This is a genomic window from Flavobacterium sp. RSP49 (assembly GCF_003968735.1).
Taxonomy (GTDB): Bacteria; Bacteroidota; Bacteroidia; order Flavobacteriales; family Flavobacteriaceae; genus Flavobacterium.
In genome coordinates, this window is sequence record NZ_RYDN01000004.1 from 1 (window position 1) to 23,996 (window position 23,996).

The following is a 23,996-nucleotide window of genomic DNA, read 5'->3' on the forward strand; positions in this document are numbered from 1 at the left end:
AGTCCAAAGTCAGTGGTGGAATATTTGGGGAGATACACCCATAAAATCGCCATTAGCAACCATCGAATCAAGAGCATAGACAATGAAAACGTGACTTTTGATTATAAGGATTACCGAGTAGCGGGTGTGAAAAAGCAAATGACACTCACGCACAAAGAGTTTATTCGCCGATTTTCATTGCATATTTTGCCCAAACGTTTTGTCAAGATCCGGCATTACGGTTTTTTGAGCAGCACTTGGAAGCGACAAAAGCTCAAGCTTTTACAAGAAAAGCTCAAAGTGAAAGTCTTGGAAAAAGCAGAAAAAAAAGTCTTTATGCCTAAATGTCCGTGTTGTAAAACAGGAAATTTACACCGAATAGCAGTCTTTGACCAGCGTGGTCCACCTGCTTGGTATCTTGGCGGTAGCCAAAGTTCAAGTTCCTGTAAAAACTAAATTATGGGTAAGGGCTTTTATGTTCAAAAGTGACCTAAAACACCTTAAAACAGATAGTTAAACCACCTAAAAAAAAAGAGCTCCTCTGGACTCTTGATATTCTCTCAAAAATTTTTACGATAAATGCATAGGTTAACGGACGTACAATCGGTTCCGTTCAACCCGGGTTTCATTGTTCGTGCTACGCACGCAACGAATCCCTAGCTGTTGGGTGCAATTATTCAAAACGTCAGTTCGAGTATTTTTTGTGTAGTAAAACGGAACAAAAAATGTATCGAGAACCGTTTTTAATACTAATTTTCTAGTTCTCGATATAATATTCTGTCGAAAATCACTCGAACTGACAAAAATTATCATCAAAAATTAATTGCACCCAACGGGTTAACATATTGATTTTCAATAAATAAATTCCCCTTTAGGCTAAAAATAAAAAACATAAAAAAAACATCTCGATTTTAGTTGAAAATTTCATTCGTTTCAAAGGATCCCAAGCTTATTTATTCAAAATTTGTCTGTTGTTTTTACTTCAATGCTAGCGAGTTTATCGATTTGAAGACCTGATAAAAGGGAAAGTCTTTTTTATTCTTCAGAAAAGGCATCTAAAAATACCCCAATTGTCAGGTAACTTTTAAAATTTGTCCTGAAACTTCGGGATAAAACTTAAAAGTAGTATTTTTGCACTATGGAAACAAATAGACAGAAAAAAATAGGTGGGGTTATCCAAAAAGATTTGGTTGATATTCTGCAAGGTGAAGTGAGAAAAAATGGAGTAGCTAATTTAATTATCTCGGTATCCAAAGTTACTGTAACTACAGATTTATCAGTGGCGACAGTGCATTTAAGCGTTTTTCCTCAGGACAAAGCCAAAGAAATTTTAGAGGCGGTGAAGTCCAATGCTAAAACTATAAAACATGATTTATCACAACGTGTTCGTTTGCAATTAAGAAAAGTTCCTAATTTGGTTTTCTTTATTGACGACTCTTTAGATTACATTGAAAAAATTGACAATGCGTTAGCCAACAGAGATAATCCTATAGAAAACAGGGATCTTTTAGACAAACGCAGATTCCAATAAAGTTTGAATTTCTCCCTCTACATAGCCAAACGATACATCCTCAGCAATAGTAAAAACAATGCTATAAACATCATCAATCGCATTGCCAGCATGGGAATTATTGTTGGTGCAATGGCTTTGTTTGTTGTTTTATCCGTTTTTAGCGGGCTAAAAGTATTTAGTCTTTCGTTTACCAATGACATCGATCCGGATTTAAAAATAAGCAGCACTTTAGGAAAATCCTTTTTGATTTCTCCCAATCAGGAAAGCCAAATCAAAAAAATAGACGGTCTTGCTTGGTATACCAAAATCATCGAAGAGCGTGTTTTATTTACTTTTGACGGAAAACAACAAGTTACGTACTTAAAAGGGGTTGATGCTAATTTTAGCAAAGTAAATGCTATTGAATCCAAACTTTTCAATGGGCAATGGTTTAAACCTGACACCTATCAAGTAGTTGTTGGGTATGGAATTGCTCAGAAATTCTCGATGGGATTATTGGATTTTAATAATCATTTGGAAGTAATGGTGCCTAAAGCCGGAAAAGGCACGATTGAAAATCAAGAACAGGCCTTTAACAAAACGGACATAATTCCTGTTGGTATTTACGCCATTAGCGAAGATTTAGATTCGAAATATGTTTTTGCTGATTTAGGTCTGGCGCAGGAACTATTGGAATACAAAACCAATCAGGTTTCCGGGATTGAAATCAAAGCAAAAACGGGTGCTGATGAAACTGCTATTATAAATCAACTTCAAACTATTTTTAAGAATAAAATCACCGTAAAAAATAGGGCTCAACTTAACGACTCGCTCTATAAAATGTTGAATACCGAAAATATTGCCGTGTACTTAATCTTTACTCTGGTGATTGTTGTGGCACTGTTCAACTTAATTGGCGCATTGATCATGATGATTTTAGACAAAAAAGGAAATCTAAAAACCTTATTCAATCTGGGAACTGAAATCAAAAATTTGCGAAAAATATTCTTGCTTCAAGGGACTTTATTGAGTGTTTTTGGCGGAATTATTGGGCTAACCTTAGGGATTATAATTGTACTACTTCAAGAAAATTTTCAGCTTGTGATGATTACTCCTACACTGGCTTATCCTGTGATTTTCTCTCTCGAAAATGTACTTATTGTTATGGGGACGATTATTACGCTTGGCTTTATTGCATCCTTGATTGCAAGTAGTCGCGTGAGTAAGAAGTTATTGGAGTAAGTTTTTTACCGCTAATTCGCTAATTTTTAAAAAAATTACTCTTTAGATTTAGCAAAGATGTTTAATTAATAAGCTATTATAAATTAGCGAATTGGCGGTAGAAGTTGATTAATATATACTGCTTAAACCAACTCATATCCCGCATACGCTTCTTCGATTTCATTCAAAGCAGCGAATAATTCTTCAGGACGATCCAGCGTTACTAATTTTTGTTTGTGGGGTTTAAAAGAATGAATTCCTTTGAAATAATTGGTGTAATGTGGTCTTGTTTCCACAATTCCTAATCTTTCGCCTTTCCATTCCATGGCCCAAGTGAGGTGATTGCGAACGGCTTCTACTCTATCGATAACGGTAGGTTTTGGCAAATGTTCTCCCGTTTTGAAATAATGTTTGATTTCGTCAAAAATCCAAGGATAACCAATGGCAGCACGACCAATCATAATGCCATCGATACCGTATTCATTTTTATATTGCAATGCTTTTTCTGGAGAATCAATGTCGCCATTACCAAAAATAGGCATCGTGATTCTTGGATTATTTTTAACTCGGGCAATATGCGACCAGTCGGAATGGCCTTTATACATTTGGGCACGAGTTCTGGCGTGAATGCTCAAAGCGGCAACACCAATATCTTGCAAACGCTCTGCTACTTCATCAATATTAATCGAGTTATCGTCCCAACCCAAACGGGTTTTTACGGTTACCGGCAAATGGGTACCTGCAATAACTGCTTTTGTTAACCGAATCATTAAATCAATATCTTTAAGCACTCCGGCGCCGGCACCTTTGCATACTACTTTTTTTACGGGACATCCAAAATTGATATCAATAATATCCGGGTTTACGGTAGAAACAATTTTAGAGGACATGGCCATCGCTTCTTCGTCTCCACCAAAAATCTGGATTCCAACTGGACGTTCGTAATCGAAGATGTCTAATTTCATGCGGCTTTTGATGGCGTCCCGAATCAATCCTTCAGACGAAATGAATTCTGAATACATCATATCGGCACCGTGCGCTTTACACAATCTGCGAAAAGGCGGATCACTCACATCTTCCATTGGTGCGAGAAGTAAAGGGAATTCGGGTAATATTATGTTGCCAATCTTGATCATCGTCCTTATTTTTTTGCAAAATTACGACATTTAGCTGAATAGAAGAAAGAGTAAGGCAGAAAGACTTCTTATTAAAGCGGTTAGTTTACGAATTCGGGACTTTCCTAATCCGTGTTTTTAAAGATGCTATTCTGTCATTATATCTTTTATTTCCTCAAATAAATCCTTCCAAGTTGGATTTATAGAACAAATTAAAGCATTTTTTGCATCTCTTGAACCAGCTTTTATTTGTTTTTCTCTTGTTATCGCATCTTCAATCCACTGAAATTGTTCGTAATAAACTAATACATCCACATTATATCGCGCGGAAAATGAGTTAGGGTATCTTTTTCCCTTGTGTTCCAAAATTCTTTGAGGCAGATTTGAAGTAACACCTGTGTATACTACCGTTTGGTATTTGTTTGTGATGATATAGATAAATCCTGGTTTCATAGTTTAAATATTAGGGTTTCTGCGAGGAATGTGGCAATCTTATTTTGCTGCTCCACTGCTGTGCTTTTTTTAGTGGGTTTGCTTTGCTTTGCTCGCAATGACTGGCTGGGGTCTTTGCGAGGAACGAAGCAATCCCATTTTGTTGCTCCACTGGTGTGCTTTTTTTAGTGGGTTTGCTTCGTTCCTCGCAATGACTGGTTGGGGTCTTTGCGGGGAACGTGACAGTCCTATTTTGTTGCTCAACTGCTGTGCTCTTTTTAGTGGGTTTACTTCTCTTTGCTCGCAATGACTGGTTGGGGTCTTTGCGAGGAACGAAGCAATCTCACTTTGTGGCTCAACTTGTGTGCGCTTTTTAGTGGGTTTGCTTCGCTTTGCTCGCAATGACTGGTTGGGGTCTCTGCGAGGAATGTGGCAAACTCACTTTGTTGCTCCACTGCTGTGCTCTTTTTAGTGGGTTTGCTGCGCTTTGCTCGCAATGACTGGCTGGGGTCTTTGCTCGCAATGACTTGTATTGGGGTCTCTGCGAGGAACGTGGCAATCACACTTTGTTGCTCAACTGGTGTGCTCTTTTTAGTGGGTTTGCTTTGCCACGTTCCTCGCAACTCCTCGCAATGACTTGGGTTTGCTTCGCTTTGCTCGCAATGACTGGTTGGGGTCTTTGCGAGGAATGTGGCAATCACACTTTGTTGTTCAACTGGTGTGCTCTTTTTAGTGGGTTTGCTTCGCTTTGCTCGCAATGACATTACCCTCCACAATCCCAATTTCTTCCTCACTCAACCCATACAATTCATACACCATAGCATCAATAGTTTTGTCAGTAGCAGCTATTTCGCTTTGTAGTTTATTGGCTTTTACTTTGTTTTCTTCAAATAAATCAATCCAGTCAAACTCCTCTTTTTTAGTAAGTGGTGTGCCTTTTTGGGTTTTTATGGCTTTGTTTATTTCCTTTATAAAATCCTCAAACGATAAACCATACCATTTTTCTAGTTTACTACTGCGCTTTTCTATTTTAAACTGACCCGAAAAATATTTGCTGAATTTTGAACTTACTTCTTGTAATGCTGCATTCAACGATAACATTGAATCTGCTTTTTCTATGAAAGGTTGTTGGTTAAATTCTTTTGGTAAAGGAATTCTATTTGTTATTGAATTATCAAAATGCATTGTTCTTATTGCTCTGGCAAAAATAAATCGATAACAATACCAATTGATTAATTTTGAATTAAACAAACTCCAAAATATCTTGGCATCATATTTATCATTGAAAGTTATTTGGTTTATAGTATCTACAATTGCAAAATCATTTCGATCTGGAAAACAAGCCGTAATTTTAATATGGTCTGTTGGATTTTCAATATGAGCTACTAAATTTTGGACTAAAATTGAATTTTTATTTATAAAAGACTTTACATCATTTTCAATTTGTGAAATATCAATTTTACCTTTGATCCCAAATATTCCATTTCTCTGAATTTCTGCACCACCAAGAATATCAATATTTCCAATTTCGGATATTCTATTTTGAAAAATTCCACCACGCGAATTTTTTGCAATGTCTTTAATGTAAAAATTTGATCTCTTTACTTTCAGACCAATATTTAATTCCTCATTTGAAATGTCATTTAGATAAAATCCAAATTCGCTAAAATATTTTTTAGAAATATCTCCAATAATTAATATATCTTGATTTTTTAATTTGCCTGTTTTATATGTTTTCGTTTTACAGTTCTTCGTAAAAAAGAAAATAATTTGTTCTAATAAAACTTCTTTCCATACTTTTTTACAATCAATAATTTCAGAAATATCATCAAAAACATATTCACGTATTGTTTCATAATTAGATGAAAAAGTGAATGATTTTGGAATAATAAAACCAAATTCCCCTTTATTTTTCAATAAAGTGTCATGACATAATTTTGTAAATGAAATAACCGTTTCAGAACCCCCTTTTATGTATTTTTTGTTTAAATAATTCTGAGTTATTATATCTAGTTTCGCTCCATAAGGCGGATTCCCAATCACCACATCAAAACCCTCATTAGCAAAAACTTTAGGGAATTCGTTTTGCCAGTTAAACGCTTTGTCGCCAGCAATGTCAACATCGTCTATCAAAGAATTACCACATTTTATATTGTTGTTCAGGCTGTTTAATTTTCGGTTGCGTTGTGCGGTGCGCAACCACAACGAGAGTTTGGCGATTTCTACACTTTCTTCGTTGAGGTCTACGCCAAAAAGGTTGTTTTCAAGAATACTACCTTCCACATCGCTCAATACTAACGCATCACCAAACAATTTGGCTTGCAGTTCATCTACATATTTATGCTCGGCAATTAAAAATTCTAGGGCTTGGCTCAAAAACGCACCACTGCCGCATGCTGGGTCAACAATGGTGAGTTGCAACAACCAGTTCCGGTAATTGTCTAAGGTTTCTTTTAGTCTCTTTTTAGTTACAACCGTTATTTTTTTGTCGGTTGAATATTTGGTTTCATCCAGCGCAATTTCAACTTTCTTTTCTTCACAGAGTTTGCCAATGGTATTGTCAACGATGTATTTTGTAATGTATTTTGGGGTGTAAAAAACTCCGTCTTTTTTGCGTTTGGTTTTGGTTTTATCCGTTACTTGTCCTGCAATGGCATTGGTTATTTCGTCTATTTCATTTAGCGAATTTTCAAAAATATGACCAAGAATGTTTACGTCAACTTCACTTTCAAAATCGTACTCGCTTAGTTTTCTGGTATGTTTAAAAAGCAAATCATCGTTTACGGCAATGTTATCGAGCAAATCATCTGGCTGAAACAAACCGCCATTGTAGGCATAAATATCATATTGTGCGGTAACAATTTCGTTAGTGTGTTTTCCAAAAGCGGGCAAACTTACTCTGGCGCCCGTATTTAAATCATTAAAATACATTTTGTATCTGTCGTATAACGAAACCGGAATGCGCGCTTCACGGAGTTTTTGCCATTCGAGATTAATACTAAAAATTAAATTGGTGGGTAGCAATTGTCGGTCTTCGGCAAAGAAAATAAACAAAAACCGATCAAGAAGTTTCTGGGTTTTCTTAAACAGTTCCAGTTGGTTGTATTGCGGATTGAGTTGAACAATATCACTAAACAATGCTGTACGAAACGCGGAATAATCCTTGTACAATTCTTTAGTAATCTTGTCTTCACTGGAAACACTTTCATATTTTATTTTCTTAGGTAAATCAGTCTGCATACTTTCTAGCGAAAGGCACAGGAATAGCAAATTGAATTCGTCACGAGAAAGCGTAAACAAATTAAATTCTACAAACTCGGTCGCATTGTCAACATAAAAACGAAGTTTCTCGAAGTTAGAAATGATTACGTAACTACACTGTTTCTGATTGTTTTTATAACCAAATGCCTGCGTTTCTATTTTGGATAAATCGGTAGTTTCAGTTCCTTTCAGTTCAATTACGGCATGCACATTTTCGTTCAGGATTATGGCGCCATCGGCTTTCTTGCTGTTGGTTTCGTTTTTTTGTTCGGTAATTAAATTGTAATTGGTATTAGGATGTTGCGTGTAACCCAGCACTTGCACAAACAAGTCGTTCAGGAAAATAGCTTGGTATTGTTCTTCCTTGCTGTTGCGAATGTTTTGTTGCTTTGCTGCATTATGAAATATGGTGGTAAACAACTGCCATTTTTCATCAAGAACAAGTTTGTTGATTGCGTTAGTATATTTTTTAACGACTGTATTTTGAAATAAAGACATAATTTGAATCGATTGGAGTTTCAAACTTACGATTATTTAACCTAAAAAAAGCGTAGAAATCTAGATTTTTTCTAAGAAAATTACTAAAAAAAACGCCCTTTAAAATCTGTTTAGCCAACAAAAAAAATAAAAATTCACACTGTTGCCCTACGTAAATAATGGCTAAAATTTAATGTTGTATTTTAGCAAAACACTAAATTTCTTTACCACAGATTTCACAGATTAGCACAGATTAATTCACCATCTAATTTTAAAAATCTTTTAATCCTTTTAATCAGTGGCAAAAACTCTTTTTAATAATTGCGACAACATATCTTTCTTGCTACTTATTTCGTTCAATCGGTTTAAATCATTGAGTTGGCTGATCTCTTTTGGTGAATTCCGTTTCATGCATAAATAGCGTTAAAAAATTAAAAAAGTCTTTTGTTTGATTTCGTTTACCAAATATGCTCCTGAAAATCGTACAAGAAATTAAGCACACTGTAAAAAAGTTGCTCTACAACAAGCGTTAAATTTACAGACGCTATTAAAACATCTTTCGCTTAAGGAGCGGCTAAATTTGGAATGCCGTGATCGGCAGCCGACAATAATCTAGAATTATTGAAGTTACTTTTTAGTTTCTAAATGATGCTGCGAGTTACAGCGGAATTTTTGCTATTGCTCTGTTTTTCTAGCTTGGATGGATCTATTTGCAGAAGCAATTAGCGGTTTACTGTTATTGTCCGAATATCAAACTCGTATTGCCTCTTTCCTTATTATGTGTGCGATGTTGGTAGCCACTTTTATCCGACAAATTAATAACGGAGTATGGAATTGTATAGCAACAATGGGATTTCTTCAGATAGCGATGTTCTGTCTAATTTTAGGATCTGGACGTTTTGATATTGATTATTTACGAACTAAAAATAACGCAACATCAAGAAAACTATCATAGTAATATCCGCAGTACTTTTATTTTTACTTTTTTACGGGACTGCCCAAAAACCATTTTCTAAAACTCCGTTTTTATAATAAAAATTGGCTTTTTGGTTGCCGTGAAAGTCGAGGTATAAAAATTCAAGTTCATAAACGGTACAAGCAACTACCGAAAAATTTTCTTGAAATAGATCACTTTCAGTATTTGTGGGTTTTATTAGAGAAAATCGTTCGTTATAACCTAAGGTTGGTATGTCTGATTTTGTGTTTGGCGGTTCATTAGTCATATAACCCAATCGAGCTTGAGCGCTAGTTGCCTTCCATCTATCATTTGCTAAAGCATCGTTTGTATTTAGGGTTGCATGCGCTTTCACAGCGATTTGAACGCGTTGACGCGCATCGTAAAATAACAATGAAATTCGATTGTCTTGTTGTAAGTGAGTGAATTTTCTAGAACGATTATCGGTATGAAAGAAGATCGTTTTTTGAGCTTCGTCTACTTTTCTATTTACAACAATTCGCAAAGCTGCAGTATTATTTTCATCAATAGTTCCCACACACATAGTTCGAAAACCGTTTTTTTTCTTAACCGATCCATTGACTAATTTTTTCCAAGCCAATGTTTCTAAATCGGTTAATGCGTAAGGAGTATCATTGATGGTAATGTAATCTTGAAGTGGATTATTCATAAATACAAGGTGTAAAAAGTTCAAATTTATTTCTAGAATGCTATTGCAAATACAACCTAAAATAAAATCATTTTGCAAGCAAAAATACAACAAGAAAGTAACCACCGGAGTACCGATATAAAATTAAATTTCAGTTGCCTTAACATTAGGTGTTGTTCAATCTTCGATAAAAAAACTTTTAGCTTATATTTGCAGATTAATAGTCGCTGTTTGGCGATTGCGTGAGGGATTGCAGTGAAAATCCTTTTCCTTTTTTCTTTAAAAAAGGAAAAGATTGTAGCGGAAAGCCCGACCCTTGTGGTCACGCCCTGAAAAAAAATCAGGGTAAATCCAAATAAATTTGATATCAACAGAAAATGAAACACATACGGAATTTTTGCATTATTGCACATATTGACCACGGGAAAAGCACGCTTGCTGACCGATTACTTGGCGCTACACAAACCGTTACCGCTCGTGAGGAAAAAGCGCAATTGCTGGACAACATGGATCTAGAACGTGAACGTGGGATTACGATTAAGAGTCACGCGATTCAGATGGAATATACGTATAAAGGACAAGAATACATCTTGAACTTGATTGACACTCCTGGACACGTGGATTTTTCGTACGAAGTTTCTCGGTCGATTGCCGCTTGTGAAGGCGCACTTTTGATTGTAGATGCAGCGCAAAGCATTCAGGCACAAACGATTTCGAATTTATATTTGGCTTTAGAAAATGACTTGGAAATTATTCCGGTTTTGAACAAAGTAGATTTACCAAGCGCGAATCCAGAGGAAGTAAGTGACGATATTATTGATTTACTTGGATGTAAATTAGAGGATATTATTCATGCATCGGGTAAAACTGGTTTTGGTGTCGAAAATATCTTGGCAGCGATCATCGATCGAATTCCTCCTCCAAAAGGAAGTGTTGATGAGCCATTACAAGCCTTGATTTTTGACTCGCATTACAATCCATTTCGAGGAATCGAAGTTATTTTTCGGGTAAAAAATGGTCAGATTAAAAAAGGCCAGAAGATTAAATTCATGGCTACCGGAAACGAATATTTTGCAGACGAGATTGGGACTTTAAAATTAAACCAAGTTCCGAAACAAGTGATTTCAGCCGGTGATGTTGGGTATTTAATTTCTGGAATTAAAGAAGCGAAAGAAGTAAAGGTAGGTGATACATTGACAGATGCGAAAACACCAACAACGAATATAATTAAAGGATTTGAAGAGGTGAAACCAATGGTTTTTGCGGGAATTTATCCCGTGGATACGGAGGATTATGAGGAGTTGCGAAACTCTATGGAAAAATTGCAGTTGAATGATGCTTCATTAGTATTTTTACCGGAAAGTTCAGCCGCTTTGGGATTTGGTTTCCGTTGCGGATTCTTGGGAATGTTGCACATGGAAATTATCCAAGAGCGTTTGGAGCGTGAATTCAACATGACAGTGATTACCACGGTTCCCAACGTTTCGTATTTGGCTTACACCAAAAAGGATCCAACAACTCCACTTATCGTAAACAATCCTTCGGACCTGCCCGAGCCCTCCCGTTTAGACCACGTGGAAGAACCTTTTATTAAGGCAACCATCATCACCAAATCCGATTATGTTGGAAATGTAATGAGTTTGTGTATTGAAAAACGTGGGTTGATTACGAATCAGACCTATTTGACTACGGAACGTGTAGAGTTGACTTTTGACATGCCATTGGCAGAAATTGTATTTGATTTTTACGACCGTTTGAAAACCGTTTCTAAAGGATATGCGTCGTTTGATTATACTCCAATTGGGTTGCGAACTTCTAATTTAGTGAAAGTAGACATCTTATTGAACGCAACGATTGTGGATGCATTATCCTCCTTGATGCATGCCGACAACGCGTATCAAATAGGAAAAAAAATGTGTGAAAAACTGAAAGAATTGATTCCGCGCCAACAATTTGATATTCCTGTTCAAGCGGCTATTGGGGTAAAAGTGATTTCTCGCGAAACAATAAAAGCATTGCGTAAAGACGTTACCGCTAAGTGTTATGGTGGGGATATTTCCCGTAAACGTAAATTATTGGAAAAACAGAAAAAAGGTAAAAAACGAATGAGATTGGTTGGAAATGTTGAAATTCCGCAAGAAGCATTCATGGCTGTTTTGAAGTTGAATGATTAATGACAGGATGTTTTTTCTCGTCATTAATTACCCTGACTATGGTACCGGTTTTTTTAGAGGAGTGAACTAGGCATTTCATGCCACATTTAAATACCAAATTGGTTGTTTGCTTTGGCGTTCAGCTACAAAAGTGACATAGGAACAAAAGCGTATATTTGAATAACAAAAAAATATAACAATTATGAATTTTAATTCTAAAAATCCATTTTTAAATACTAAAACTTTTTCTACTGCAGTTTCAAAAAATGATCAAGTACATCAAACCACAATTCTTGATTATAATGACGAGATGAGCTTGTCAGGAACCATAAATAAAAGTTTGATTTTATTTTTACTACTTACAGCTTCGGCTATGGTAATATGGTGGTTGACCTTTAATGGGATGAACCCAATGGTTCCAGCAATTGGCGGTGCAGTAGTTGGGCTTATTCTAGTCGTAATTTCAGCGTTTAAACCTCAATATTCCCCCTATTTAGCCCCTGGTTACGCACTTTTTGAGGGATTATTTATTGGTGGGATTTCAGCAATATTTGAAGCAATGTATCCTGGAATTGTCATTCAGGCAGTAGGAGCCACATTTGTAACCTTCATGATTTGTCTGGGATTGTATAAATATAAAATTGTGAAGGTAACAGAACAATTCAAATCGGTAGTTGTGGCAGCAACATTGGCAATTGCTACATATTATCTTATATCTTGGGTGTTCTCCATGTTTACCAGCTTTGCGCCCGTGCATTATGGCAACTCTTGGATGAGCATTGGAATCAGTGTTTTTGTAATTGTGATTGCTGCTTTAAATCTGTTTTTGGATTTTGACCGCATCGAAAAAGGAGCAGAACAAAAAATGCCAAAATACATGGAATGGTATGGTGCCATGGGGTTAATGATCACCCTTGTTTGGCTGTATATTGAATTTTTAAGATTGCTCTCAAAATTAAACAGTAAAAACTAATTGACAAAACCTGTATAGAAAAGAGTGGTCTTATTGGAGTATAAAAGAGTCACTCTTTTTTATGCTGCTTTCTCAAAAGCAATGTAATGACTTAAAAGCCCTTTATTGTTGAAAATAGGAAACCCTTTTATGAAACAAATATAAATAGCCCCATTTTTTTTATAATTCAACACTGTTTTTTCAAAAGGTTTCTGCTCTACTATTGCCGTACGAATTTCACTAGACGTGCTCTTGCTCGTTGCTTTCCCTTGAAAAATCTTAGGGCTTTTTCCCAAAACTTCGGATTCTGCATAGCCATTCATTTTTTTCATATTGTGTGATGCAAATATAATATTCAATTTTGCATCCGTAACAATTACTACTTCTTCTTTCAGGCTGCTATTGAGATCCCAATCATTCTCTGACCATTTATTTTGCAAAGCAATTGAGTTGAGTTTATTTAAATCCAAAAAAATATTCTTTACTGAACTCAAAAATTCATTATGAAAATCCCAAGAACAAACAGGAACTGTTTTAATGCTTAAAGCACTGTGATACATCGCAATAGCGTCTTCATATTCTTTAAAATTGATCATGTTACATAATTTAATAAACCAAATGTAATTTTATTTATAAAGATAAAATAACAAATTTCAGATTTTAACCATTGTTGAACACCTTCATTCCCCATTAAAAATCAAATTTCAGCTGTACCACAACAAATTTTTTCTCCTCTGTATTCAAATTGCTTAGAGAAATCCCCAGCAAACGAACGGAATTTTTCATGCGCTCCTGATACAAAAGTTCTTTCACAACCTCTAGAATCAGTCCTTTGCCAGATATAAAATAAGGCAAGGTTTTACTGCGGGTTTGTTGGGTAAAATCACTGTATTTAATTTTCAAAGTGATTGTTTTTCCAGCTATAGTTTGTTTTTTTAATCTTCTTTCTAAAGTACTAGCAATATGATCCAGTTGCTCCATCATGAAAATTTCTGAAGAAAGGTTGACGTCAAAAGTATGTTCTGCCGCTACTGATTTTGTGATTCGATTGGATTTAACCTCACTATTATGAATTCCCCTGACTACGTTGTAGTAAAAATGTCCTGATTTTCCAAAATGTCTCTCCAGAAACTCCAATGATTTACTTTTTAATTCTACTCCCGTAAAAATCCCTAATTGGTACATTTTCTCAGTGGTTACTTTTCCAACCCCATGAAATTTGCGAATGGCTAATTCTTCCAAAAATGCAATCACTTCATTTGAATTGACTGTTTTCTGCCCGTTGGGTTTATTATAATCACTTGCGATTTTAGCAACGAATTTATTAACTGAAATCCCTGCTGAAGCGGTCAAACCTACTTCATTAAAAATGCGTTGTCTTATTTCTTGTGCCAATAAAGTGGCGCTTGGATTTCCTTTTTTATTTGTAGTGACATCTAAATACGCCTCATCGAGTGAGAGTGGCTCGACTAGATCCGTATATTCATAAAAAATCTTATGAATTTTTCTTGATATTTCTTTGTACCGATCAAATCTCGGTGTAACAAAAATAAGTTCCGGGCAGTTTTTTTTAGCCATAACGCCACTTATGGCACTCCTTACTCCAAATTTTCTAGCCTCATAACTTGCTGCAGCGACAACTCCTCGATTCTCTGAACCTCCCACTGCAATGGGTTTTCCCCGCAAGAATGGATTGTCCAATTGCTCCACAGAGGCGTAGAAAGCATCCATGTCAACGTGAATAATTTTTCTTTCTGGGAATGAATCCATGCATAATTTTCTAATTGAATACTCCCCTTCGATTTCTTCCAAGTAAACCTAGCATTCTAATTAATTCTTACCGTCTGAACTCAAATAATTGACGACTACTTTTGATTTTTTTTTGTTTTCCGTTGGAAAAAAGAAACTAATGGGTCTGGATTTAAAATGATTCCAGATAGAAGCAGCAATAAATCGCAATTCAAACAAAGAAATAGCCCTGGAGCGGAGCGCCAATCCCAACGAAAGGCTAAAACTGACCGTAAAATTCACTAACCCAATAACTCCAATCCCAAAAATGCCCCAAAACAACATAGTATTGCTTACTTGATAATTTGCTCCATACACTCCTAAGGCAAGATTACCACTTACAAAAGTGATGTGTCTAATATCCAGATTCAACCCTAAAAACAAGCCAACGGAAGCCGTACTTCCCATAAAAACGCCAAACCAAAAATTAGAAATAATTCCAGCTCCTCTTTTTTCGTAAAGCTTGGCTAATTTTAAAGTCCGTACTTTTCCTAAGCTTCTTTTCAACATAGGGTGTTCCGTTATTCGGAAAAAAACCTGATTATGCTTATCCCTATTGGCAATACTTCCCGAAATAATTCCAGATAAAAACAGAAAAAATCCTGCTATTGCCGCATGAAAAATAGCTAATGAATGAATGGGACTAATGTCTACAAGTAACGTTTCCCATTTAGTTGCAGCAATATTATAATGGAATAAGTAATCAATAGCCCAAATTCCAAGCAATGAAACTGGAAAAGCCATAATTACATTCCCCAAAAATGCAATAAACTGGGACCTGAAAACACGTGCAAAAAGAATGGCAAAAGCTTCATATTTTTCCGCCTCCTTCCCTTGTTTTGCAACTCCTTTTTCTAGAGCTTTTATCAAGGCCGCAGCGGTCATCGCTGGCTGTTTTGTAGCTAAAGTATACCCCAGAAGATAAATAGCAATAAATCCAAAAGCATAATTCATACTATACAGAAAAGCATGCCCAAAAAAACTAGTGTCAGCACTAGCAAGCAAAACCTTAATGACACATAATATCCCTACAATAAACCCTCCACCTAGGGCGGTACGGAACATTTTAAAATATTCTTTGCGACTTTCTGTGATATAATGTTCCCCTGTTTTAGCCGTGTGCTGGGTAATTTCATAGGAGATTAATTGCGTACTTTCGGCTATGAATTTCCTAACGTTGTTCTTGTAGCAATTGAATTTTATCAAACGTAAGGCTAAAATAATTCCATTGTTTTTTTTATCACTCTCTTTTTCAACGATCAGCAACGGAATTAAAAATTTAAGCCGCTCTAATTGCTGTCTGATTTTTAGTAAATTCTGGTTTACCCGAAGTGAAATGCCATATTTAGAACTATTATGAAAGGCTCTGTCCACAAATTCTTCGCATTGCTTATGCAAAACCATCAATTGGGAATAAGATAAATCATCTATAGTGATGAAATGATTTTCAGAACTCCGGACTTGATCTTCTAATTGAAACAATTCCTTTTCAAAAGCTGAAAAAGGACTTTCAAAATCATCAAATTCAGGTACCATTTTAATCACATCCGTTTCCATGGCACGACCGCTGATGCGTTGAGTAATAAGATGCATAGCAACAAGTATTTCTGACAAAACGGAGTGAGGTGCTACACTTTCATAAATAGATTTGAATTTTAAAAGGCTGTATAATTCCTCTAATTGCTCCACTGGAATTTTATTTACCCAAATCCCATCATTGGCTAGGTAAAAAACCTGATTGAAAATGTATTCTAAAGTGTCTTTTTGAGGTTGATAAGGCAATATCTTAGCAAAGATTCTTTTTTTGACTTCAAAAAGAAAATCTACATCTTGCAAAATAGCTGCGTCTGTGAGGATTTTATTAAACTTAATGTCCTTGAGAATTTCTTTGAGATACAGGGAAAGTTGTTTTCGACAAGAATAATTTTCTTTCAAAAAAGCAATAATATCCTGCAAATCTACGGTTGCCAATTTTTTTGTTTGCAAAGGCCGAATCAACCGAATTAACTCCACTAAAGGCTCCAGGTTGTCCTCTGTATCGCGCCAAGACTCTGCTTCCCCAAAAAATTCAGTTAGCACTCCCACTGCAGTTGGCTTGTATTTTCTTTTAAAGAATGGTTTTATCAACTTTGTTTAATTTTTGTAAAAATACGAACAGACTGATCATTTTTCATTAACAAATCCCTGAAATTATTGCTCGGGGACACATAAAAAGCCCTATTCACAAAATTCCCTTCCTATTACCGGTAATCGACACACCGAATTGGAACATAAAAAACAGCAAACTAGCGTAACCCCCGCTTTTATCAAAGAGATAAAAACGGAACAAAAGCAAAATATTTAATACCTTTGGTTGCTGGTATCAGCCCAAATAGCAATGAAAAATCGTCGATTGAAAAAAACTATTTTTTACAAATTGAAAAAAGATTTATGAGTAACAATTGAAATAAATATCTGGATACAAGCCAAGTAAACTGAAAAAATAAATAAAAAAAATAAAAAATTCCGCTTGAAATGATAGAAATAGAAAGGAAATTTTTAGTCAAAGATGATTCCTATAAAGAATCTGCTTTTACTCAAAATCATATTGCGCAGGGCTATTTGAGTTCCGCGCCAGCGCGAACGGTACGGGTACGAATAAAAGGAAAAAAGGGGTTTCTGACGATAAAGGGAATTTCTAATACCTCCGGACTGTCCCGTTTTGAGTGGGAAAAAGAAATTTCCATTAGTGACGCTGAAAAATTACTGCTTTTGTGTGAAAAGGGAGCTATTGATAAAACTCGTTTTGAAATAAAAGTGGGCTCTCATATTTTTGAAGTAGATGAATTTCATGGTGAAAATCAAGGACTGGTTGTGGCAGAAATTGAATTAAACTCTGAAGAAGAATTTTTTAAAAAACCAGCTTGGCTGGACAAGGAAGTCACCGGAGACTCCCGCTATTACAATTCTTATTTGAGCACTTCGCCTTTTAGAAACTGGTAATCTAATTACTCATTACGGCTATCGTTACTTGCAGCCCTCCGCTGTTTTTATTAGCTGCAATATCCATAAATGCTCGTTTAGAAAGATCAATCTCTCTAGACTTGACAAATGGGCCTCTATCTGTAATTTCTACAATTACGAACTTCCCGTTTTTTTCATTGGTCACTTTGACTTTGGTACCAAAGGGCAGTTTTTTGTGGGCGGCGGTATATTTATTATTGTCAAATTTTGTACCGCTGGTCGTTCTTCTGCCATTGAATTTATCTGCGTAATAGGATGCGTGTGCGGCTTTTTTGTAAATTTTAAATTTTCCTAAAGAAGGGATCAATGAGTCTAGCTTTTTTTCTTCCAGATCGATTGCTGTTCGGCTTTTTTTTATGCTGTCTTTTTGTATGGTGGCTTTTTGTCTTTCAGAGATGGAACTTTGGCTGCTGGCTAAAGTGATTATTGCCAACAAAAAAAATAATATTATTAATTTTTTCATTTATGTCTTTTTTAGTTAAATCTATTTTACAAAAACCATACCTAGATAAAAAAAGCTCTATTTCTAGAGCTTTCACGGTTTTTTTTAAAACCATATTTTCCATGGGATTCGGCTTAAAATAAGCAGTAATCCTAAACCATAAAAAATAGAAAATGTTTTAAATTTAGATTCGCTTGTAGTTGCTTTTTTGTGTTTTGACCACCCAATAGTAATCAAGACAATTGCTATTATATTGATTAAAGGATGTTCTAAAGCCAACAATCGGCTTTCCGTTGTCAGCCCACCCATTCCAACGGCTTTTATCATATTCAAACCATTGGGAGACACAAAATACAAAATAACACCTACTACTAATTGAGTGTGTATTGCTATTAAGCCAAACAGCGCTATCTTTCTGTCTTTGGAAGTAAATTCTTTTTTAGAAAACATTCCTATCAGAGAATTAACCACAGCCACCACTAAAACTAAAAGTGCCAGATAAGCCCAGCCAGAATGAAATTTTTGAATAAAATCGTACATAAATAATATTTTTGTTTTAACAAATATAGGCAAAAAAGGCATAAAAAAACCACGTTTCTCAACGTGGTTTTAAATATTCAAATACTTAAATTACTCCTATTTACCAAAAATATATCTTAGTGTAAATTGTGCTTGCCAAACATCAAAAGTTGAAGCATTTTTTTGAAAAGTGTCTTTTATTAAAACTCGAGTTCCGTTAGCTTCTACTTGAGTCGCTAATTGATAAAAAGGAACATTCGTAGTCGTTGTTCTGTAGTTCAAAACATTTGTATTTGTAACTCGTTGTGTAACTCCCCAATCTTTATTAATGAAATTAGTAAAGTTCAGGATATCAGCTCTGAATTGAAAATTATTCTTTTTACCCGCAATTGTAATATAAAAATCTTGAGTTGCTGATAAATCTAATCTATGTAGCATAGGTAAAACTCCTCCATTTCTCTCTGCATACTGCCCTCTTCTAGTAGAAAGGTAATCATCTTGATTGATATAGGATTCGTAAGCTTGTTGTTGTTGCGCTTCAGTGTAGACTGTTGTCACAGTCCCATTTGTTACTGAAAGTGATTGAAAACGAATTTCATTTGCATTTTTAGGGACATAAATCAAGTCATTGTTATTTACTTTGTCACCATTCATATCACCCCCGTAAGAATAGGAAAACGGTCCGGATTGTTCTCCAATGTATCCTAAATTGATTGAAGTTGCCGCCCCTACATTTTTACCGTATTCAATTTTGTATCCTAAAATACCAACTAATCTATGTGGTGTATTATTGTTAGATAATGCTAAAGGTAAGTCGTTATTTCCATTTACAGATCTAGCGCCCGTCCACGAACCAGAAGCAATAGAACCCGGAGATAACAAATCATTAGCACTTGAATACGTGTATGCAAACGATCCCCATAGCCCTTTTTTGTATGGATACTCTAATTTAAAGGTTGAAGAATAAAAATATCCTTTGTCCGTGTTTGTTAAAACAACGGCACTGGAAACATTATCATTAACACGAACACCTCCATCGGTACGAGCATATCTTGGTCTGTTATCCGGACCGCTGAAAGTTCCAACTGGCGCATCAAAATTAGCATTATAATAATGTATCGCATTAATATTTCTTTGAAAAATCCCTTCTACTGTACCTACAAAACCAAAAGGAAGCCTTTGATCAACCGCTATATTTGTTTTCCAAACTTGAGGAAATTTGAATTTTTTATCGCTAAAAGCCAATTCAAAAGTAGTAGGAAGCGTTGGGGTATCCGGAATGAAATACTCATTAGGATTTGGAGTAAAACCATACCCACCTGTAGCTAGTGCCGAACCACTTACATCAACAAAACCTGTAAGCACTCCATTATTACCAATTGCATTAGATAAATAAACTGAAGGTGCTCTTCCTGTAAAAACACCACTACCTCCACGAAGTAAAGTACTTGCATCGCCATTTAAGTCTAAGTTGAAACCAACTCTTGGCTCAAACAAATACTGTGTATCAGGCATTTCTCCTGTATTAAATTTTTGGCCTTGCCCAAAAGTTAATGCAGTAACTGCAGGATTCTCAAGAGCTGTATCAGCAAACCAAACTGCTGAAGCACGAATACCTACTGTTAATTTAAATCTATCGCTCAATTTCATTTCATCTTGCGTGTACAAATCTAATTTGTTTGACTTGAAAATTTGTAATGGCTCTTGAGCACCCGGCAATGCAGAATATCTGAATTGAAGACGTGCAGGAAGTGCCGTTGTTGATGGAATGCCACCAGTGTTTGCAGATTGATTAGCTGCTGCATAAAAGTCAGAAAGTGAATTAAAAGTGTAAACACCATTTGAACCAGAGAAAAACAAGTTGCTTGATTTGAAATACTCAAAGTTAGCACCAAACAATAAAGAATGTTTTCCTATGGTTTTAGTCAAATTATTTGTAAAATGTAAAGTAGAATACGAAAGTTTATTTCCTTGAGTGAACGGATCTAAACCTGCCGAGATAGCTGTAGTAGACCCATCCAAAATATCAATTGTTGGAAATAACCCACCACCTTGTAATGCTCTGTCTTCAATTTGCTTATCGTAACCAGCTATAAAATTATTGTACCAAGAATTGCTTAGTTTACTATTCAATTCTAAAACTACTGATCTAGTATTATCTTGAATAACGTATCCACTGTTTTTGAAAGACATAGCAAGAGGACTTGTTCTTCTGTTTCCAAAACCTAATGAATTTGAGTTCGATGTTAATTCATCAGAACTTGAATCATGAAATACATAACGAGCAGTTAATTGATGATTATCATTAATATTCCAGTCAAGTCTGGCTAGGAATTTTTTTGAAATCCTTTCTGAATCATAATTCTCCCAAGGACCAGTAGTGTAATTAAATTTATCTTGCAAGAAATTTGAAAGTGTCTGCATTTGTTCGAAAGTAGGTCTAGAAACCTGCGCACTTGCTTGTGGCGAACCTGTAGATGTCCAAGTAGTAGCCGGACTAATGTTCTCTATAGTTTCAACATTCCCAAAGAAAAATAATTTATCTTTAATGATTGGTGCTCCAATTCTGGCACCCCAAATTTTTTCTTCAAATTTTCCAGGTACTACTGTTCTTTCTCCTGCTTTACTTCCTATGAAGTCTTTTTTGTTGCTCCGGAATGAGTTGTATATTGACCCTTCCACCTCATTCGTTCCACTTTTGGTAACCGCATTGATTCCAGAACCTAAAAATCCGGATTGACGTACGTCATAAGGAGCGATATTTACTTGTAATTGCTCAATAGCATCTAATGAAATAGCTGTAGAACCGGTTCTTCCTCCGGCTTGTGAGTCACTACCTAAACCAAAACCATTATTAAAAACAGATCCGTCAATAGTAAAATTGTTCAATCTTGAATCCTGACCACCAAAAGTACCGTTACTACCTGCATTAGCATTGTACTTAGTAATTGCATTTATGGAACGCGCACCTGTTACTGGTACGGCAGTGATTTCTCTGTTAGAAAATTGTTGAGATGCTCCAGTTCTTCCTTTATTGAAATTCCCTTTTGATTTTGTTGAGACTATAACTTCACTCAAAACATTAGACTCTTCCTGAACAACTACATTTACAGTTAAATTATTCCCTAAAGGAGCAGTAATTTCTGTGATTTCAGTTGTTTTGTAACCAATATACGTGACTTTTACAGTGTAAGGTCCACCTGGTCTTATTCCTTGGACAGCATATCCACCATCAGAACCAGTAGTTGAAAAATATTTCGTTCCTGTAGGCTTGTGAACAATTTCTACTGACGCTCCAGGCAAAGTCTCTCCAGTATCTGATTTAACAATACCAGACATAGCAGAACTAGTAACCTGCGAATGACCAACAACTGATAAAAAAATAATTAAAATAAAAATAATTTTTTTCATTTTTGTTTTTTGTTTAGTTTATTAATATTTGGCAAAAATATAACATTTTTCTTTTAATAAGTTAACATAACGTTAAGAATAGCATTTCTCTGATACAGAATTTTTATCTTAAAACAACAATCTCGTTTTTTTTAATTAAAAAAAACGAGATTGTACAATTAAAATCATTTTGTTTTAAACTATTCACACCTAATTACCAATTGCAAATACTAAAAAAATAACACAAATTTAAAAAAAGTGCTCTAACAGCGTTACTTAAACACTAAAAGCCCTGAATTAGCTAAATTCAGGGCTTTTAGTGTTTTATACCTCCATCAAAAACAGAGCAGTAATCTGCCTTAAATGAAAATTGATAAAATCATAAAAATCAGTGACCTATTTACTCCTGTTTATTTTTCAAAAAATGATTCAATAAAAAAGTGGTAGAGCTGTCATGCGTTTCAACCGTTTTTGTATTAATTTCTGTCAAGATAGAATTAGCCAATTGTTTTCCTAATTCAACTCCCCACTGGTCAAAACTAAAAATATTCCAGATCACTCCTTGTACAAAAATCTTATGCTCGTACAAAGCAATCAAAGAGCCCAAGGATTCGGGGGTCAGCTTTTGGATTAAAATAGTATTCGTTGGCTTGTTGCCTGTAAAAACTTTAAATGGCAAAAGGAATTTTGCTTTATCAGCTGAAATTCCTTGTGTATCAAATTCAGCTTGTACTTGTTCCTTGGATTTTCCATGCATTAATGCTTCTGTTTGTGCAAAAAAGTTAGACATTAGTTTATCATGATGATCATAGTCGCCGTATAGCGGAGTTACAAATCCAATAAAATCTGCAGGTATCAGTTTTGTCCCTTGGTGAATTAACTGAAAAAAAGCATGTTGTGCATTAGTCCCCGGCTCTCCCCAAATGATCGTCCCAGTTTGGTAATTGACCGGTTTCCCGTCCCGACCCACACTTTTACCATTGCTTTCCATTGTTCCTTGTTGCAAGTAGGGGGCTAATTTTTGTAAGTATTGCGTGTACGGAATCAAAGCTTCACTTTCGGCACCAAAAAAATTGTTGTACCAAATACTCAATAACGCTAACGTAACCGGCAAGTTTTGATCAAAATCGGCAGTTTTGAAATGGTCATCCATTTCATTGGCTCCTTTTAACAATCCGTCAAAATTATCATATCCTACGGCTAAACTTATCGTAAGTCCAACGGCACTCCATAAAGAAAATCTTCCGCCAACCCAATCCCACATAGGGAATACGTTGTCTGGATTGATTCCAAACGCTGTTACTTTTTGAATATTGGAGGAAACTGCCACAAAATGCTTGGCTACATCCTCTTGAGTAGCGGTTTGTAAGAACCATTTTCTAATGGTCTCAGAGTTGGTCAGTGTTTCCTGAGTTGTAAATGTTTTGGAAACAATCACAAAAAGGGTTGTTTCCGGATTTAGTTTTTTTATGGTTTCATTTACATGATCCCCATCCACATTAGAAACAAAATGAACATTTAAATGATTTTTATAAAATTGCAATGCCTCAACAACCATAACAGGCCCTAAATCCGAGCCTCCTATACCTATATTGACCACATCAGTGAACGGCTTCCCTGTAAAACCTGTTCTTTCTCCTGAAGTGACTTCGTTCGTGAATTTTTTTATTTTGTGTTTTACCTGGTATACCTCTGGGACTACATTGACTCCATCCACTTTTATAACTGCTGTTTCTTTGACCCGCAAGGCGGTATGCAGTACGGCTCTGTTCTCCGTTTGATTGATTGGTGCACCCTCAAAATAATCAGCAATAGCTGTTTTAAGTCCAACTTCATCAGCCAGTTCAAGCAAAAGCTGAATCGTTTCTTGATTGATATTGTTTTTAGAATAATCAATTAAAAAATCATTCCATTTTAAATTAAATTTTTCTGTTCTCTCAGTATCCAATTGAAATAATTCTTGCAAAGATGCTTTTTGCATTTTGGCATAATGTTTTTCAAGTTTCTTCCAAACACTCGTTTCAGTAGGGTTTATAGTATTTAAAGCCATGTGTAAGAATTTCTAGTATTGTTAAAATTTGAGCAAAAATACTCAAATTAGTATTAATGAAAAATGGTTTTGCATTATATTAAACTATAGTAATATAACAAGATCCCAGTGTTTTTTG

Annotated in this window: 17 protein-coding genes and 1 pseudogene; 7 read left to right on the plus strand and 11 right to left on the minus strand. The window is 35.4% G+C overall.

What is annotated here, in order from left to right; all coding sequences use genetic code 11:
• The 3 genes from EKM02_RS03265 to EKM02_RS03275 form a co-directional block, all read left to right on the plus strand.
• Window positions 1-435 (plus strand): transposase (locus EKM02_RS03265; RefSeq protein ID WP_199878457.1); only part of this gene is annotated, 435 nt, incomplete at its 5' end.
• Window positions 436-1,117: 682 nt separating this feature from the next.
• A complete protein-coding gene (rbfA, locus tag EKM02_RS03270; protein ID WP_126452046.1) occupies window positions 1,118-1,510 on the plus strand; it encodes a 30S ribosome-binding factor RbfA in 393 nt (130 codons plus the stop codon).
• Window positions 1,511-1,513: 3 nt separating this feature from the next.
• Window positions 1,514-2,713 carry an ABC transporter permease gene (locus EKM02_RS03275; protein WP_126452048.1) on the plus strand — a complete coding sequence of 400 codons (1,200 nt, stop codon included), beginning with the start codon at window positions 1,514-1,516 and terminating at the stop codon, window positions 2,711-2,713.
• Window positions 2,714-2,835: 122 nt separating this feature from the next.
• Here EKM02_RS03275 and dusB read toward each other — a convergent pair whose 3' ends face one another.
• The 3 genes from dusB to EKM02_RS03290 form a co-directional block, all read right to left on the minus strand.
• Entirely contained in the window at window positions 2,836-3,828 is a 993-nt protein-coding gene (gene dusB, locus EKM02_RS03280; RefSeq protein ID WP_126452050.1) for a tRNA dihydrouridine synthase DusB, read from the minus strand.
• A 126-nt stretch (window positions 3,829-3,954) separates the two neighbouring features.
• Window positions 3,955-4,260, minus strand: a complete 306-nt coding sequence (locus EKM02_RS03285) for a GIY-YIG nuclease family protein (protein ID WP_126452052.1) — start codon at window positions 4,258-4,260, stop codon at window positions 3,955-3,957.
• Window positions 4,261-4,968: 708 nt separating this feature from the next.
• On the minus strand, window positions 4,969-7,998 hold the full coding sequence (locus EKM02_RS03290; RefSeq protein ID WP_126452054.1) for an Eco57I restriction-modification methylase domain-containing protein: 3,030 nt from the start codon (window positions 7,996-7,998) through the stop codon (window positions 4,969-4,971).
• Window positions 7,999-8,674: 676 nt separating this feature from the next.
• Between EKM02_RS03290 and EKM02_RS03295 the strand changes: the two are divergent.
• Window positions 8,675-8,932, plus strand: a pseudogene (locus tag EKM02_RS03295) (DoxX family protein); the annotation flags it as partial.
• Between the two features lie 31 nt (window positions 8,933-8,963).
• Here EKM02_RS03295 and EKM02_RS03300 read toward each other — a convergent pair.
• The gene (locus EKM02_RS03300) at window positions 8,964-9,602 is read right to left on the minus strand and encodes a pyridoxamine 5'-phosphate oxidase family protein (protein WP_126452058.1); all 639 of its coding nucleotides are present in this window, start codon (window positions 9,600-9,602) and stop codon (window positions 8,964-8,966) included.
• Between the two features lie 356 nt (window positions 9,603-9,958).
• On the opposite strand from EKM02_RS03300, the gene lepA reads away from it, so the two are divergent.
• Both lepA and EKM02_RS03310 read left to right on the plus strand, forming a co-directional pair.
• Window positions 9,959-11,755: a translation elongation factor 4 gene (gene lepA / locus EKM02_RS03305; RefSeq protein WP_126452060.1), complete on the plus strand. Its 1,797-nt coding sequence runs from the start codon at window positions 9,959-9,961 to the stop codon at window positions 11,753-11,755.
• Between the two features lie 181 nt (window positions 11,756-11,936).
• Window positions 11,937-12,707 (plus strand): Bax inhibitor-1/YccA family protein, encoded by a 771-nt coding sequence (locus tag EKM02_RS03310; protein WP_126452062.1) that lies wholly within the window; start codon window positions 11,937-11,939, stop codon window positions 12,705-12,707.
• Window positions 12,708-12,766: 59 nt separating this feature from the next.
• Here EKM02_RS03310 and EKM02_RS03315 read toward each other — a convergent pair whose 3' ends face one another.
• The 3 genes from EKM02_RS03315 to EKM02_RS03325 form a co-directional block, all read right to left on the minus strand.
• The gene (locus EKM02_RS03315) at window positions 12,767-13,282 is read right to left on the minus strand and encodes a PAS domain-containing protein (RefSeq protein WP_126452064.1); all 516 of its coding nucleotides are present in this window, start codon (window positions 13,280-13,282) and stop codon (window positions 12,767-12,769) included.
• Window positions 13,283-13,376: 94 nt separating this feature from the next.
• Window positions 13,377-14,456 (minus strand): DNA polymerase IV, encoded by a 1,080-nt coding sequence (gene dinB, locus EKM02_RS03320; RefSeq protein WP_126452065.1) that lies wholly within the window; start codon window positions 14,454-14,456, stop codon window positions 13,377-13,379.
• A 60-nt stretch (window positions 14,457-14,516) separates the two neighbouring features.
• Window positions 14,517-16,601: a site-specific recombinase gene (locus EKM02_RS03325; RefSeq protein WP_234423147.1), complete on the minus strand. Its 2,085-nt coding sequence runs from the start codon at window positions 16,599-16,601 to the stop codon at window positions 14,517-14,519.
• A 387-nt stretch (window positions 16,602-16,988) separates the two neighbouring features.
• On the opposite strand from EKM02_RS03325, the gene EKM02_RS03330 reads away from it, so the two are divergent.
• On the plus strand, window positions 16,989-17,456 hold the full coding sequence (locus tag EKM02_RS03330) for a CYTH domain-containing protein (protein ID WP_126452067.1): 468 nt from the start codon (window positions 16,989-16,991) through the stop codon (window positions 17,454-17,456).
• Between the two features lies 1 nt (window position 17,457).
• On the opposite strand, the gene EKM02_RS03335 is transcribed toward EKM02_RS03330, so the two are convergent.
• From EKM02_RS03335 to pgi, 4 genes are all read right to left on the minus strand, one after another.
• Complete coding sequence (locus tag EKM02_RS03335) at window positions 17,458-17,940, minus strand: septal ring lytic transglycosylase RlpA family protein (RefSeq protein ID WP_126452069.1); 483 nt, start codon at window positions 17,938-17,940, stop codon at window positions 17,458-17,460.
• 84 nt (window positions 17,941-18,024) lie between these two features.
• Window positions 18,025-18,459 (minus strand): hypothetical protein, encoded by a 435-nt coding sequence (locus tag EKM02_RS03340; RefSeq protein WP_126452071.1) that lies wholly within the window; start codon window positions 18,457-18,459, stop codon window positions 18,025-18,027.
• A 96-nt stretch (window positions 18,460-18,555) separates the two neighbouring features.
• A complete protein-coding gene (locus EKM02_RS03345; protein WP_126452072.1) occupies window positions 18,556-21,849 on the minus strand; it encodes a TonB-dependent receptor in 3,294 nt (1,097 codons plus the stop codon).
• A 379-nt stretch (window positions 21,850-22,228) separates the two neighbouring features.
• Window positions 22,229-23,878, minus strand: coding sequence for a glucose-6-phosphate isomerase (gene pgi, locus EKM02_RS03350; protein ID WP_126452074.1), 1,650 nt, complete (start codon window positions 23,876-23,878; stop codon window positions 22,229-22,231).
• Window positions 23,879-23,996 lie beyond the last annotated feature (118 nt).

Bases quoted from the DNA above. Each gene is read 5' to 3' on its own strand.
- rbfA (WP_126452046.1), top strand. From the start codon at position 1,118: ATGGAAACAAATAGACAGAAAAAAATAGGTGGGGTTATCCAAAAAGAT.
- dusB (WP_126452050.1), bottom strand. From the start codon at position 3,828: ATGATCAAGATTGGCAACATAATATTACCCGAATTCCCTTTACTTCTC.
- EKM02_RS03285 (WP_126452052.1), bottom strand. From the start codon at position 4,260: ATGAAACCAGGATTTATCTATATCATCACAAACAAATACCAAACGGTA.
- EKM02_RS03290 (WP_126452054.1), bottom strand. From the start codon at position 7,998: ATGTCTTTATTTCAAAATACAGTCGTTAAAAAATATACTAACGCAATC.
- EKM02_RS03300 (WP_126452058.1), bottom strand. From the start codon at position 9,602: ATGAATAATCCACTTCAAGATTACATTACCATCAATGATACTCCTTAC.
- lepA (WP_126452060.1), top strand. From the start codon at position 9,959: ATGAAACACATACGGAATTTTTGCATTATTGCACATATTGACCACGGG.
- EKM02_RS03310 (WP_126452062.1), top strand. From the start codon at position 11,937: ATGAATTTTAATTCTAAAAATCCATTTTTAAATACTAAAACTTTTTCT.
- EKM02_RS03315 (WP_126452064.1), bottom strand. From the start codon at position 13,282: ATGATCAATTTTAAAGAATATGAAGACGCTATTGCGATGTATCACAGT.
- dinB (WP_126452065.1), bottom strand. From the start codon at position 14,456: ATGGATTCATTCCCAGAAAGAAAAATTATTCACGTTGACATGGATGCT.
- EKM02_RS03330 (WP_126452067.1), top strand. From the start codon at position 16,989: ATGATAGAAATAGAAAGGAAATTTTTAGTCAAAGATGATTCCTATAAA.
- EKM02_RS03335 (WP_126452069.1), bottom strand. From the start codon at position 17,940: ATGAAAAAATTAATAATATTATTTTTTTTGTTGGCAATAATCACTTTA.
- EKM02_RS03340 (WP_126452071.1), bottom strand. From the start codon at position 18,459: ATGTACGATTTTATTCAAAAATTTCATTCTGGCTGGGCTTATCTGGCA.
- EKM02_RS03345 (WP_126452072.1), bottom strand. From the start codon at position 21,849: ATGAAAAAAATTATTTTTATTTTAATTATTTTTTTATCAGTTGTTGGT.
- pgi (WP_126452074.1), bottom strand. From the start codon at position 23,878: ATGGCTTTAAATACTATAAACCCTACTGAAACGAGTGTTTGGAAGAAA.